A 12,690-nucleotide genomic window follows, 5' to 3' on the forward strand; every position below is an offset into this window, starting at 1 on the left:
ACTTCGTTCTGCATCGTCGTCGGCGCGATTCATGCGCGCCACTGCTCCTCATTCATGCGATGGCTCCTGAGTCTTTGAGTTCGGCGATGCGGTCCCAGTCCATCCCGAGTTCCATCAGGACGATTTCGGTGTGCTCGGATGCTTGCGGGGCCCGGGTGGTAACGAGCGGTTCGTGGTTGAACTGCACCGGCCCGCGGACGACCTTGAATGGTGCACCGCCGTCGTTGGACTCGACTTCGACGATCATGTCGTTGGCGACGGCTTGCTCGTCGTCGGCCAGATCGAGGAGGCTCTGGAACGGCGCCCACTGGCCTTTCATCGTTTTCAGGTGCTGTCGCCAGTAGTCGAAGGGCTTGCCGGCGAAGGCCTTTGCGATCAGCTCGGCGGCAGCGTCGGCGTTTTGGATCAACGGCAGCACGTCGCAGAAACGGGGATCGTCGGCCGCCTCGGGGATGCCGAGGTGCTCGAAGGTGTCGCGAATGTAGCCCGTCGGGCTGACGATGCACAGGTTGATCGTGCCACCATCGGAGGTTAAGTAGTTGCCCAGGAAGGGATTCACCGATGCGGCCGCGGATCCGGGCATCGGGGTGCGCATGACCTCGCCGGTTTCCATGCCCTGCGTCACGCTCGCGCCCGCCGCCCACCACGCCGTGCTCAGCAACGACACGTCCAGCTCGAGCGCTTCGCCGGTCCGCTCGCGGTGTAGCAGCGCGGCCGAGATGCCGCCGGCGATGAACATGCCGCCAATGGAGTCCCCGAACGCGGGAATGCCCTGTCCCAGTGCACCGCCCAACTCCTCGGGGGTCAGCGCGTACCCCACCCCGCTGCGCGTCCAGAACGCCGTCCCGTCATAGCCCCCGACGTCACGCTCGGCGCCCTTGTCGCCGTAGGCCGAGCCGCGCGCATACACGATGTTCGGGTTCACCGCGCGGATGTGCTCCACGTCGAACTTGTGCTTCTGCCGCTGCGCGGGCATGTAGTTGGTCAGGAACACATCGGCGGACTTGGCCAGTTCGTAGATCACATCCTGACCGCCCGGCGTGGAGACGTCGATCCCGACGCTGCGCTTGCCCCGATTGGGATGCTCTATCAGCGGATGCCGGTCGGGATTGAGCTGGAAGCCACCCATGTTGACGAAGCCACGCTGAGTATCGCCGCGCGCCGGATGCTCGACCTTAATGACGTCGGCACCCCAGTCGGCGAGGATCGCGCCGGCGGCGGGGACGAACGTGAACTGCGCAACCTCGAGGACCCGAAAGCCCTGCATTACCTTGACCATTCCCGGGACCCTACTTCGCGTCGAACGTAACCGGAAGCGCGGTCGGCGAACGGAACGGCTGACCGTGGACATGCGGATCGTCATCGGTGAGCAGCTTGATGTTGGTCACCCGATCCAGCAGGCATTCGAGCGCGACCCGGGTCTCCATGCGCGCGAGGTGCAGACCCAAGCAGGTGTGCTCCCCGGCGGCGAACGAGATGTGCGGCACGTGCGCACGGAAGATGTCGAACTCTTCCGGGCGCTCCCAGCGGTGTCCGTCGCGATTCGCCGAGCCGATGCAGAGGTCGACCACCGAGCGGGCCGGGATCGTGACCCCTTCCAGTTCGGTGTCTTCGGAGGTGAACCGCTGCACCGTGGTCAACGGCGTCTCGAAGCGCAGGCCCTCCTCGATCGCCGGTGCGATCAGGGTGCGATCGGCCTGCACCGCGGCGAGCTGCTCGGGGTGGGTGAGCAACAGGAACAGCAGGTTGCCCGAGGACCGATAGGTGGTTTCCAGCCCGGCGGGCAGCAGCAGGCGCAGGAACGAGTAGATGGCTTCGTCGCTGAGTTTTTCGCCGTCGATCTCGGCGGTGACCAGGTCGCCGATGATGTCCTCGGTCGGCTCGGCCCTGCGCGCTTCGATCTGCTCGAGGAAGTAGTCCTTCAACGCCGCCGACGCTTCGAAGGCGCGTTCGTATTTGACGGCGTAGCTGATCAGTTCGACCGCGCGTCGGTGAAACATGGGCAGGTCGTCTGCCGGCAGACCCAACAGGGTGGCGATGACCCGGGTGGGAAACTCGAAGGTGAATTGGCGGACCAGATCGGCCCGGCCGGAGTCGATGAACTCGTCGATGAGGGCGTTGCAGATCGGCCGGACGACGGTGGGTTCCCAGCGGGCCAGGGCCTTGGACTTGAACGCCGCGGACACCAGGTTGCGGTGGTCGCGGTGTTTTTTGCCCTCCATCGCCAGGATGGTCGGCCCCATGAACAGGCCGATGGTGGTGTCGTACATCGCCGAACTGAACACCCGGCCGTCACGAAACGCCTTGTTCACCGCGTCGAAGGACACCGCCGCGAAGGACCGCTTGGGTCGCAGCGACTCGGGGGTCTTGGAGTAGTCCATGACGGTGCCGTGGAAAACCCCGCCCTCGCTGCGCTTCCGCGCGAAGTAGGGGTACGGGTCGCGCAGGTAGTCGCCCGGCTTGTCGCCGGTGACGGCATCCTGAAGCTGACTTTCCACGGCTGCTCTCCGGCTCGGGTACACGGTCGTACTGTAAAGATTACAGTAGACTATATCGACGCGGCTACGGCTGCCGTAAGCTGTGCAGCCATGGGTTCAGTTGGCCAACAGGTTGACGGTCCGGCGGGGCGGCGGCAAGCCGATTTACGGGCGATGCTGGACCGGCAACGGCGCTCCTTTGTGGCCGAGGGGCCGCCCACCGCCGCGGTCCGGCGCAACCGTATCGATCGGCTGATGGCGCTGCTGCTGGACAACAGCGACGCGTTCATCGATGCCATGGCCGCCGACTACGGCACCCGGTCCAAGGCGGCCTCGTTGTTCACCGAGATCATCGGGATCACTTCTGTGGTCGAGCACACCAGATCCCATGTGGCGCAATGGATGCGTCCGGCCAAACTGATGCCCGCCGCGCGGCTGTGTGGCCTGCGGGCCGAAGTCGAGCCCACCCCGCTCGGCGTCGTCGGCGTGATCGGTCCGTGGAATTTCCCGGTCAACCTCGTGGTGCTGCCCGCGTCGGCGGCGTTCGCCGCCGGCAACCGGGTGATGATCAAGATGTCGGAGATCACCGCGCATACCGCGGATCTGATGGCGGCGACCGCGCCCAAGTACTTCGACCCGGCCGAGCTCGACGTGGTCACCGGTGGCGCCGACGTCGCGGCCGCCTTCGCGGCGTTGCCGTTCGATCATCTGTTCTTCACCGGCTCGCCGTCGGTGGGTGCGTTGGTCCAACGCGCGGCCGCCCAGAACCTCGTTCCGGTGACCCTGGAACTGGGCGGCAAGAACCCCGTGGTGGTTGCGCCGGGCGCCGACATTGCGCGATCGGCGGCGCGCATCGCGCGGGCCCGGATGGTCAACGGCGGACAGGTATGCGTCTGCCCCGATTACGTCATGGTGCCCGACGACCACCTCGACAGCTTCGTCGACACCGCCCGCGAAACGTTGCGCGGGATGTTCCCGACGGTGATCGCCAACGCCGACTACTGCTCCAGCGTCAACCAGGCCAATTTCGACCGAGTGGTACGACTGATCGACGACGCGCGGGCACACGGCGCCCGCGTGGAAACGATTGGCCCGGAGGGCGAGTCGCTGCCCGACCGCGCCAGCCGCAAAATTGCGCCCACCATTGTCCGCGACATCGACGACCGGATGCGGATCGCCGACGAAGAGGTCTTCGGCCCGGTGTTGACCGTCATGGGCTACTCCCGTCTGAACGAGGCGATCGACTACATCAACGGGCGGCCGGCGCCGCTGGTGGCGTACTGGTACGGTCCCGACGACGAGAATTTCCGCAGCTTTGTCCGCAACACCCGCAGCGGCGGCGTCGCCCGCAACGACTTTGCGGCGCAGATGATCCCATCCGCGGCGCCGTTCGGGGGAGTGGGGCGCAGCGGGATGGGCGCCTATCACGGCAAGGCCGGGTTCGACACCTTCAGCCATTACCGCACCGTGGTCGGCAATGACCTGCCGTTCAGCATCACCGGAACCGCGGCGCCGCCGTTCGGCAGTTCGTTGCGGTTCTACGCCAACACCGCCCTGCGAATCGCGCGGGCCCGCACGCACCGCCGCCTCAAGAAAGTTGCGAAATGACCGTCGCCTTGGAATTCGACCCGTTCTCGGAGGACTTCTTCAACGGGGCGTACGAAACCTACCGACGGATGCGTGAGGAAGCCCCGGTCTACTACAGCGAACGGTACGACTTCTACGCGCTGAGCCGCCACGTGGACGTCGCCGCGGCGTACAAGAACTTCGAGACGTACTCGTCGGCGCGCGGCGTGGACCTCGCGGCGGTGCGCTCCGAGGAACCGATGGGGCACAAGTCGATCATCATGGTGGACCCGCCCGAGCACCGGCACATGCGCGGCCTGGTCAACAAGGTGTTCACGCCGCGCGCGATCGAAGCGATGCGCCCGCTGGTGACCGGACTGGTCGACCGCTATCTCGACGCCACCGACCCCGCGGGATTCGATGTCGTCCAGGATTTCTCGGCGTTGTTCCCCGTCGAGGTCATCACGACGATGCTCGGGGTGCCGGAAGAGGACCGTCAGCAGATCCGGCTGTGGCTCGACACGTTCCTGCACCGCGAGCCGGGCGAGGTCGAGATGTCGGAGGCCGGCGTGCAGGCCGCGACGCAGATGGCGATCGCCTACTACCAGTTGGTGAAGGAGCGCAGGGCCGCCCCGCGCGACGACATGATCAGCGCCCTGGTGGCGGCCCGCGTCGAGCGCGAGAACGGTGAGCTCACGGCCTTGGACAATATCGAAATCGCCCAGTTCGCCGTGCTATTGGGTGGGGCCGGCGCCGAGACGGTGACCAAGCTGGTGGCCAACGCGGTGGTGCTGTTTGCGCGCCATCCCGAGCAATGGCAGAAACTGCTCGACGACCGCAGCAAGGTCCCCGCGGCCGTCGAAGAGGTGCTGCGCTACGAATCCCCGAACCAGTACAACGTGCGCTGCTCGCGCGAAGACGTCACCCTGCACGGCGTCACCATCCCCGCCGGCAAGCCGGTGTTTTTGCTGCTGGGTTCGGCCAACCGTGATCCCGACGCGTGGACGAAGCCAGAGGTCTTCGACATCGAGCGTGACCGCACCGAGGCGCAGAACCTCGGATTCGGGTACGGGATCCACAGCTGCCTCGGGGCGGCGCTGGCACGCATGGAAAGCTCTGTCGCACTGCAGAAGCTGCTCGATCACATGCCCCACTATGAGGTGGACTGGGCGGGCTGCCGTCGTGTCAACATGCAAAACGTCGCGGGCTGGAACAACGTCCCGGTGCGGGTATTGCCGTAGTCAGGCGCCGGCGCGCCCCGAACGCGAATTCGTCACCCTCGCGGCATAGGCCTGCACCGCGGCGTAGTGCGCGCCTAGCAGCCGGGGCATCGCCGCCATCACGCGCCCGTCGGGGCCGATGAGGATCCTCGCCCGGTTCTTCTCGGCCCCACGCAGAATGAGGCGGGCGGCCTTCTCGGGGGAGGTGATTGCCGCGCGCGCAAAGAGTTTGGCCGCCTGGTCCGGGTCCTCCGTCTCGGCGGCGCGCATGTTGGCCCCGAAGTTGGTTTTGACCACCCCGGGGTGCACGCAGTGGACGGTCACCGGGTGACGTTCGATGATCATCTCTTGGCGCAGCGCCTCGGTGAAACCGCGCACCGCGAACTTCGCGGTGCTGTAGGCGCCTTGGTAGGGCACCGCGATCAATCCGAAGGCACTGGACAGGTTCACCAACCGCGACGGGTGCTGGGCGGAACCGGCCTCGACGAGTTGCGGCAGGAAGGCCTTGGTGCCGTTGACGACCCCACCGATGTTGATGCCGATGAGCCAGTCGAAATCTTTCCACGACATGTCCGCCACGCTCGCGAACAGGTCGACTCCGGCGTTGTTGAACAACATCGAGGCGGGCCCGAGTTGCCGGTGCACGTCTTCGGCGAAGCCCAGCACCGCGTCCCGGTCCGCCACGTCGACCCGGTACGGCGTGACCTGGCCCGGCGGGCTCGTTGCTTGCGTCTCGCTGAGGCCCTTTTCGTCGATGTCGGCGGCCGCGACATGCGCCCCGCCGCGAGTGAGAGCCTGCGTCAGTGCGCGGCCGATGCCGGAGCCGGCGCCCGTGACGACAGCGATACGCCCGTGATAGTTCATGGATTCCCTGCCTCGACAATCGTGCGGATCCGGTCCACCGAAAGTTCGAGGTTCGCTTGAAGATCTTTACGTCGATCCCGGATGAACAAGAAGAGGCGCTCGAACGCCACTGCAGCCCATGGCAATGGGACACACATCCGGACGACTTCGGTGAGGCGCGATGTGCCGGCGGTGGAGCCGGGTTCGATGAGATATGTCCACTGCGTCCAGTCCCCGCCCATGGCCTGAACGACGAACGAGAACCGTTGTCCCGGTGCGGCTTCGGCGACGACCGCTTCGGTCCGCCACCGCCCCAGCCGCCTTCGGTTCCAGGCCCGAAAACGGTCCGGAGCCAGCCACTGGGCACGCACGGTCTCCGGGCTCCACTCCGGGATCCGCGTGACGTCGGAGACGACGGCGTACACCTGTTCCGCGGAGGCTCGCACCTCGGTCGATGCCGTCAGCGTCTCGTCCTTCTGCAGCAGTGACATCGCTCAGCCATTCACCGCCTGCTCACGCGCCCACCGATAGTCGGCCTTGCCCGACGGGCTGCGCTCGATGACCGGACGGAACACGATCGCCTTGGGCAGTTTGTAGCGCGCCAAAGTGTTTGAGGCGTGGGCCACCAGCTCGTCGGCCTCGGCGCGGGCGCCCTGGGCCAGCGCCACGACGGCGACGACCTCCTGGCCCCACCGTTCGCTCGGCCGCCCGGCGACCACCACGTCGGCCACGGCGGGATGCGACGCGATGGCCGTTTCGACCTCCTCGACGAAGATCTTCTCGCCGCCGGAGTTGATGGTCACCGAGTCGCGGCCGAGCAGTTCGACGGAGCCGTCGGCGCCGTGGCGCGCGCGATCACCGGGGACGGCGTAGCGAACGCCGTCGATCACCGGAAAAGTCTTGGCGGTCTTGGCCGCATCGCCCTTGTAGCCGAGCGGAACATACCCGCGTTGGGCCAGCCAGCCCATCCCCTCGTGCCCGGGTTCCAGGATCGCCGTCAGATCCTCGGCGGCCACGAACGTGTCCGGCCCGGCGTTGAACGTGCCGGTCGCGACCGCCCCCGAGGTCGACATGTGGTGCATCTGCGCCCCGGTCTCCGACGACCCGACGCCGTCGACGACGACGGCGTTCGGCAGCACTTCGATCAAGCGCTGCTTGACGTACGGGGTCAGCAGGGCGCCGCCGTTGGCGACGACCGCCAACGACGACACGTCGGCGATCCCCTTCTCGATGGCGGCGACCAAAGGGCGGGCCATCGCGTCACCGACCACCGTCACCACCGCGACCTTTTCCCGCTCGATGGTGCGAACCACGTCGTCGGCGTCCAAATGATCGACGACCGTGGGAAAGACGACGGATTGGCCCGTGGTGATCGCGGTCATCACGCTCCACTGGGCCGCACCATGGATCAGTGGCGGCAGGATCATCAGCTTGGCGCCCGGCCCCGCGGCCGCGCGCTCCACGATCTCGTCGATGGACTGCGACGGCTCGCCGGTCATGAGGTTGCGCCCGCCGAAGGACGTCATGAAGATGTCGTGCTGGCGCCACAGCACGCCCTTCGGCATGCCGGTCGTGCCCCCGGTGTACAGGACGTACAGGTCGTCGGCGGAGTGCTGCACCGGCGGCGGTTCCGGGGACACGGATGCCAGGGCGGCCTCGTAATCGATTGCGCCGTCGAGCAAGTCGTTGCCCGAGGCGTCGGCGATCTGGATCAGCACGCGTAGCTGTGGCAGGTCGGGGAGGATCTCGGCGACGCGCGGTGCGAACGCGGCGTGGTAGAGCAGCGCGGTGGCCCCCGAGTCCGCCAGCAGATACTGCAGCTCGCTTTTCACATAGCGGAAGTTGACGTTGAACGGGGCGACCCGCGCCTGGAAGCTGCCCAGCAGCGCCTCGACGAATTCGTTCCCGTTGTAGGCGTAGAGGCCGAGCAGGTCTTGGCCCACCTCGTGGCCCGCCAGCGCGTCGCGCTCGGTGTGACACCCCAGCCCCTGCGAGTGCAGGTAGGCGGCCAGCCGGTTGGAGCGGTCGATCACCTGCGCGTAGGTGTACCGGCGATCCCCATGGATGATGAGTTCGCGGTCGGGGATGGCCGCCGCGACGGCCTTCGCGACGGCAGGCACCGTGAATGTTGTTGTGGTGTCGGACATCATGCCTCTCACGGCTGGTGGGGTAGCAGGCGAACCATCAGGCCGTTGGCTTCGCTGAGCAACGTGCCGTCGGCGTCTGTCATAGTAGCGTCAATGAAAACTTTCCTGCCCTCGGCTTTGGTGATGCGCCCCTGAGCGCTCAGCGGCTGGTCGATCGGGGTGATATTCCGGTAGTCGACGTGCAGGTAGGCCGTGCGTGTCGGCCGGATATCCGCGCTGGACACCACCATGCCGAACAACCAGTCGTAGAACAGCGGGATCATGCCGCCGTGCACGGCCCGGTTCCCGCCGATGTGCGAGGCGGTGAAATGCCCGGCCATCCTCACACCGTCGGGGCCGGACTCGGTCACCATCCAGGGCGGCAGGAGGGGATGGGCCAACCCGGGCAGGGTCAGCACCCGGCCGGCCACCGCTTCGATCTCCGGGACCTGGTGGCCGTCCAGCAGCGCGCAGGCGTTCTCCAGGTGCGCGGTCGCGGCGGCCCACAGCGCGGGGTCCGGCTTGGTGGACACGGTCAGGTCCTGCAGGCGACGCAGCGCGGCGACGAACGGGCCCAGCTCGGCGGGAGCGTCCTCGACGGGCTTGACGTCGGGGAACCCGCCGCGAACTTCCGGAGCGGTATCGGTCATCGGGCTCCCTTGTCCCAGGCCTGCAGCAGATCGTCGGTGCTGGTTACGGTGGCCAGCAGCGACAGCGTGTTGGCGATGATCGCTGCACCATAGTCGGCGGGGACGCCGGCCACGGCGTCGCGGGGCAGGACCACCCGGTAGGCGGCGTTGACCGCGTCCATGACGAGGTTGGGAATCGCGATGTTGAGCGAAACGCCCACCACGACGATGGTCGACACGCCGAGATTGCGTAACACCGCGTCCAGATCGGTGCCGCCCATCGGGCCCACGCCGTGCCAGCGGCGCAACACCAAATCGGAAGGCTCCGGCCCTAATTCGGGCAGCAACTCCGCACCCGGCGTGCCCGGCGTGATGTCCACCCGGTTGCCGCCGCCCATCGCGAAGATCTTCGCGTTGTGATTGGAGCCGAGCCCGTCGGGCCGCCGTTGCACCAGGCAATGCACAACGCGCACCCCGGCCGCCCGGGCCGCGGGCAGCAGGCGCGCGATGTTGGGCAGCGCCTCGCGGCGAGCCTCCGCGGCGAGCATGGCCAGTCCGGCATCAGGACCCATCACCGCGCCCTGGCACTCCTGGGTGACGATTGCCGTGTGCTCGGGTGCGGCCAGTCCGGCCAGCGGGTCCGTCATGCGGGGGCGTCCACCGGCGCGACGTCATAGAACTGCGTCGCCCACTTCCGCAGTGCCATATAGCCTTTCGCGTCGACTTTGGACAGCGGCGGACGCTCTACGTACTTTTGGTAGCGCCAGATCTGCAGGTCGTCGAACACGGTGGACAAGAACTGCTTCTCGATGACCTCCCGGAGTTTGCCCTCCGGCACGGGGGAGTCATCGCCGGGGATCCGCGGCCACCAGATCGAGTAGAACAGGTCCGAACACTCATCGTCGACCGGTGTGCACGTGAAGATCAGCCGGTGATTCTGCGCGCCCTCGAAAACGCTGATGGCCCCGCCGAGGCCGAACAGGTGGCTGTGGAACCGCAACGCGAGGTCCTCGGGGTCGTCGCTGTTCGCATCAGGCCAGCCGGCGATGAACTGCCACTCGTGGTCGACGATCTTCCAGTCGAGGACTCGGGGTGTCACCGTGGCGTGGTGCACGTACTCGAAATGGGCGCTGTCGGGGGCGTTCTCGGCCACGATCTGCGGATGCACCGGCTCGCGCTCCGCGCGACGGGAAAACTCCGGATATGCCCGGTAGTAGGCCGCCGGATCGGTCTCGAATTGGGGGAACTTTCTGAAGATGTCCGGCATTTCCCACTGCGGTTCCTTGCCGTCCGGGTGGTGCCAGATGAACACGCAGTCGTATTGCTCGCGGACGGGATACACCTTCAGGTGTAGCGCGCGGTTGGGTCGGTCCGGCTGGTAGGGGATGTATTTGTTGGCGCCGTCGGGGCCCCAGCGCCAGCCGTGGAAGGGGCACTCGACGCAGTCGCCGACCACCTTGCCGCCGTGGCCGATGTGGGCGCCGAGGTGCTTGCAGTGCGCTTCCAGGACGTGCAGCTCGCCCGACTCGTCGCGGTAGGCGACCAGGTCCTCGCCGAAATAATGCAGCGGCCGGACCTCGCCGGCAGGAAACTCCGGGGACCAGCCGACCATGAACCAGCCCGTGACCTTCCAGGTGAAGGGAACTTTCACGTCGGCGCCTCCCGCGATCGTTGATACTAAATCCATTACAGTATAGATTTCAGCAGTCCGGCCCACGCGCGGCAAGGGGAGTGACATGACCGAGGCGGCTGACGAGCTGGAAGCCATCCGGCAACTGAAGGCGCGCTACTGCCGATTCCTGGACACCAAAGACCTCGAGTCCTGGCGTGGAGTGTTCGCCGCCGACGTCGTGGTGACGCTCGACATGGCGGTGTCCACCGCTGGTGCGGACCCCCAGACCGCGCCGTCCGACAGAGGGGCCGAGGGGGGCCAGTGAACTTCGCACCGATGGTGATGGGCGGCCTCGAGGGCGTGGCCACCAAACATCACTGCCACACCCCCGAGATCACGCTCACCTCGGCCACCACCGCGACCGGCATCTGGGCGATGGAGGACCTGCTGATCTTCGGTGACGGCCGCGAGTTGTACGGGGCCGGGCACTACCACGAGACCTATGAGAAGCGGGACGGTCGTTGGCAGATCAAGACCCTGCATCTCACCCGAACCATCTTGAAGATCACCGGCGGTGACGATGGCTGACGCCGATTCCCCGTTCGACGTTCTCGTCATCGGCGCCGGATTCTCCGGGCTGTACATGCTGCACCGGCTGCGGGAACTCGGGCTGCGCACCCGTGTGGTGGAGATGGCCGAAAACGTGGGCGGCACCTGGCTTTTCAACCGATACCCCGGAGCGCGGTGCGACATCGAGAGCATCGAATACTCCTACAGCTTCTCCGAAGAGATTCAGCAGGAGTGGGTGTGGACCGAGTCGATGCCGGCGCAACCCGAGATCGAGGCCTACCTGAACTTCGTGGCCGACCGGCTCGACCTGCGTCGTGACATCCAATTCGGCACCAAGGTCGTCGCGATGACGTTCGACGACGAAGCCGCGACGTGGTCGGTGCGCACCGAAGCCGGCGAAATCTTCCGCGTTCCCTTCGTCGTCGCCGCCTCCGGCATCCTGTCGGTGCCGCTGGAACCCGACATCCCCGGCATGGGCACGTTCGCCGGGACGTCGCTGTTCACCAGCCGCTGGCCCGAAGGCTTTGACCTGACCGGCAAGCGCGTCGGCGTCATCGGTACCGGCTCGACCGGCGTCCAGCTCATCCCCGTCGTCGCCCGAGAAGCACTGCACCTGTCGGTGTTTCAGCGCTCACCCGCGTACACCCTGCCCTGGCGGGTGCATCGGTTCGAGCCGGGCGAGCTTGACGACATGAAGGCCCGGTATGGCGAGATCCGTGCCGCCCAGCGCGCTCACCCGATCGGCGCGGCCCGGCTGAGCGCCTTCTCCGTCCTGCTCGACATGCTGGGCAGGCCGCCGCTGAAGTCGGCGACGCGCGAAGAACAACTGCGCGCCATCGAGGAGCACGGCGTCATGGGCGCATTGAACTGGGGCGACATCTTCTTCGACATCGAAGCCAACCGGATGGCCGCCAAGCTGTACGGCGAGGCGGTGGCGCGGATCGTCAAGGACCCGGAGACCGCGGCCTCCCTGGTGCCGGTGCATCCGTTCGCGTGTAAGCGACCGATCATCGACCAGGGCTACTACGAGACCTTCAACCGCGACAACGTCACACTGGTCGACCTGCGCAAGTCGCCGATCCGCGAGGTCACGCCCGCCGGTGTCCGCACCGAGGACCGGCTGCACGAGCTCGACGTCATCGTCTACGCCACCGGGTTCGACGCCATGACCGGCGCGCTCAGCCGGATCGACGTCCGCGGCCGCGGCGGCGTCTCGCTCGGCGAATTCTGGGCCACCGACGGCCCGCTGTCGTATCTGGGTCTGGCGGTCGCCGGGTTCCCGAACCTCTTTACGGTTCAGGGCCCCGGCAGCCCGAGCGCCGCGACGAACTTCGTCGCCGCCCTCGAGCAGCACGTGGAGTGGATCGGCGACTGCCTCGCGTATCTGCGCGCCCACGACATCCGCACCATCGAGGCATTGAGCACCGCTCAGCAGGAGTGGATCGACCACGCCACGGCGCTTGTTGCGCCGACGGTGCTGGTGCATCCGTCGTGCAACTCCTGGTACAACGGTGGCAACGTGCCCGGCAAGAAACGGATGTACATGGGCTACACCGGCGGAATCCCCGAATACCGGCGGCGCTGCGACGAGATCGCGGCAAGCGGATACACCGGGTTCAAACTGGCGTAGCTGTTGAAGGTGAGCGA

The 12,690-nt window shown here is 66.7% G+C and carries 13 protein-coding genes; 5 read left to right on the forward strand and 8 right to left on the reverse strand.

The genetic code is table 11. The features are described 5' to 3' along the window. Positions 1–52: 52 nt before the first annotated feature. Both W7S_RS07015 and W7S_RS07020 read right to left on the reverse strand, forming a co-directional pair. Entirely contained in the window at positions 53–1,267 is a 1,215-nt protein-coding gene (locus tag W7S_RS07015) for a CaiB/BaiF CoA-transferase family protein (RefSeq protein ID WP_008254969.1), read from the reverse strand. 22 nt (positions 1,268–1,289) lie between these two features. Beyond that, the gene (locus tag W7S_RS07020) at positions 1,290–2,498 is read right to left on the reverse strand and encodes a cytochrome P450 (protein ID WP_008254970.1); all 1,209 of its coding nucleotides are present in this window, start codon (positions 2,496–2,498) and stop codon (positions 1,290–1,292) included. 90 nt (positions 2,499–2,588) lie between these two features. Between W7S_RS07020 and W7S_RS07025 the strand changes: the two genes are divergently transcribed. Beyond that, entirely contained in the window at positions 2,589–4,085 is a 1,497-nt protein-coding gene (locus W7S_RS07025; RefSeq protein ID WP_080749705.1) for an aldehyde dehydrogenase family protein, read from the forward strand. Next, positions 4,082–5,284, forward strand: coding sequence for a cytochrome P450 (locus tag W7S_RS07030; protein ID WP_008254974.1), 1,203 nt, complete (start codon positions 4,082–4,084; stop codon positions 5,282–5,284). The genes W7S_RS07025 and W7S_RS07030 overlap by 4 nt, the downstream gene beginning before the upstream one ends. Here W7S_RS07030 and W7S_RS07035 read toward each other — a convergent pair whose 3' ends face one another. Genes W7S_RS07035 through W7S_RS07060 form a run of 6 tightly spaced genes read right to left on the reverse strand, consistent with a single transcriptional unit; the run spans position 5,285 to position 10,512 of the window. Then, positions 5,285–6,127 carry an SDR family oxidoreductase gene (locus W7S_RS07035; RefSeq protein WP_008254976.1) on the reverse strand — a complete coding sequence of 281 codons (843 nt, stop codon included), beginning with the start codon at positions 6,125–6,127 and terminating at the stop codon, positions 5,285–5,287. After that, positions 6,124–6,597 carry an SRPBCC family protein gene (locus W7S_RS07040; protein WP_008254977.1) on the reverse strand — a complete coding sequence of 158 codons (474 nt, stop codon included), beginning with the start codon at positions 6,595–6,597 and terminating at the stop codon, positions 6,124–6,126. Before W7S_RS07040 ends, W7S_RS07035 begins: the two co-directional genes overlap by 4 nt. A 3-nt stretch (positions 6,598–6,600) precedes the next feature. Beyond that, complete coding sequence (locus tag W7S_RS07045; protein ID WP_041298175.1) at positions 6,601–8,253, reverse strand: acyl-CoA synthetase; 1,653 nt, start codon at positions 8,251–8,253, stop codon at positions 6,601–6,603. An 8-nt stretch (positions 8,254–8,261) separates the two neighbouring features. Then, a complete protein-coding gene (locus tag W7S_RS07050; RefSeq protein ID WP_008254979.1) occupies positions 8,262–8,882 on the reverse strand; it encodes a PaaI family thioesterase in 621 nt (206 codons plus the stop codon). Continuing rightward, positions 8,879–9,508 (reverse strand): cysteine hydrolase, encoded by a 630-nt coding sequence (locus W7S_RS07055; RefSeq protein WP_008254980.1) that lies wholly within the window; start codon positions 9,506–9,508, stop codon positions 8,879–8,881. The genes W7S_RS07050 and W7S_RS07055 overlap by 4 nt, the downstream gene beginning before the upstream one ends. Continuing rightward, the gene (locus tag W7S_RS07060) at positions 9,505–10,512 is read right to left on the reverse strand and encodes a Rieske 2Fe-2S domain-containing protein (RefSeq protein WP_008254982.1); all 1,008 of its coding nucleotides are present in this window, start codon (positions 10,510–10,512) and stop codon (positions 9,505–9,507) included. The genes W7S_RS07055 and W7S_RS07060 overlap by 4 nt, the downstream gene beginning before the upstream one ends. An 85-nt stretch (positions 10,513–10,597) precedes the next feature. On the opposite strand from W7S_RS07060, the gene W7S_RS27765 reads away from it, so the two are divergent. The 3 genes from W7S_RS27765 to W7S_RS07070 are packed head-to-tail and all read left to right on the forward strand — an operon-like array spanning position 10,598 to position 12,673. Continuing rightward, on the forward strand, positions 10,598–10,798 hold the full coding sequence (locus W7S_RS27765; protein ID WP_369751726.1) for a nuclear transport factor 2 family protein: 201 nt from the start codon (positions 10,598–10,600) through the stop codon (positions 10,796–10,798). Next, on the forward strand, positions 10,795–11,061 hold the full coding sequence (locus W7S_RS27770; protein WP_369751727.1) for a nuclear transport factor 2 family protein: 267 nt from the start codon (positions 10,795–10,797) through the stop codon (positions 11,059–11,061). Before W7S_RS27765 ends, W7S_RS27770 begins: the two co-directional genes overlap by 4 nt. Continuing rightward, entirely contained in the window at positions 11,054–12,673 is a 1,620-nt protein-coding gene (locus W7S_RS07070; RefSeq protein ID WP_008254984.1) for an NAD(P)/FAD-dependent oxidoreductase, read from the forward strand. The genes W7S_RS27770 and W7S_RS07070 overlap by 8 nt, the downstream gene beginning before the upstream one ends. The last annotated feature ends 17 nt before the right edge of the window (positions 12,674–12,690 follow it).

The organism is Mycobacterium sp. MOTT36Y (assembly GCF_000262165.1).
Lineage (GTDB): Bacteria > Actinomycetota > Actinomycetes > Mycobacteriales > Mycobacteriaceae > Mycobacterium > Mycobacterium intracellulare.

Bases quoted from the DNA above. Each gene is read 5' to 3' on its own strand.
- W7S_RS07070 (WP_008254984.1), top strand. From the start codon at position 11,054: ATGGCTGACGCCGATTCCCCGTTCGACGTTCTCGTCATCGGCGCCGGA.
- W7S_RS07055 (WP_008254980.1), bottom strand. From the start codon at position 9,508: ATGACGGACCCGCTGGCCGGACTGGCCGCACCCGAGCACACGGCAATC.
- W7S_RS07015 (WP_008254969.1), bottom strand. From the start codon at position 1,267: ATGCAGGGCTTTCGGGTCCTCGAGGTTGCGCAGTTCACGTTCGTCCCC.
- W7S_RS27765 (WP_369751726.1), top strand. From the start codon at position 10,598: ATGACCGAGGCGGCTGACGAGCTGGAAGCCATCCGGCAACTGAAGGCG.
- W7S_RS07040 (WP_008254977.1), bottom strand. From the start codon at position 6,597: ATGTCACTGCTGCAGAAGGACGAGACGCTGACGGCATCGACCGAGGTG.
- W7S_RS07035 (WP_008254976.1), bottom strand. From the start codon at position 6,127: ATGAACTATCACGGGCGTATCGCTGTCGTCACGGGCGCCGGCTCCGGC.
- W7S_RS07045 (WP_041298175.1), bottom strand. From the start codon at position 8,253: ATGTCCGACACCACAACAACATTCACGGTGCCTGCCGTCGCGAAGGCC.
- W7S_RS07030 (WP_008254974.1), top strand. From the start codon at position 4,082: ATGACCGTCGCCTTGGAATTCGACCCGTTCTCGGAGGACTTCTTCAAC.
- W7S_RS07050 (WP_008254979.1), bottom strand. From the start codon at position 8,882: ATGACCGATACCGCTCCGGAAGTTCGCGGCGGGTTCCCCGACGTCAAG.
- W7S_RS07025 (WP_080749705.1), top strand. From the start codon at position 2,589: ATGGGTTCAGTTGGCCAACAGGTTGACGGTCCGGCGGGGCGGCGGCAA.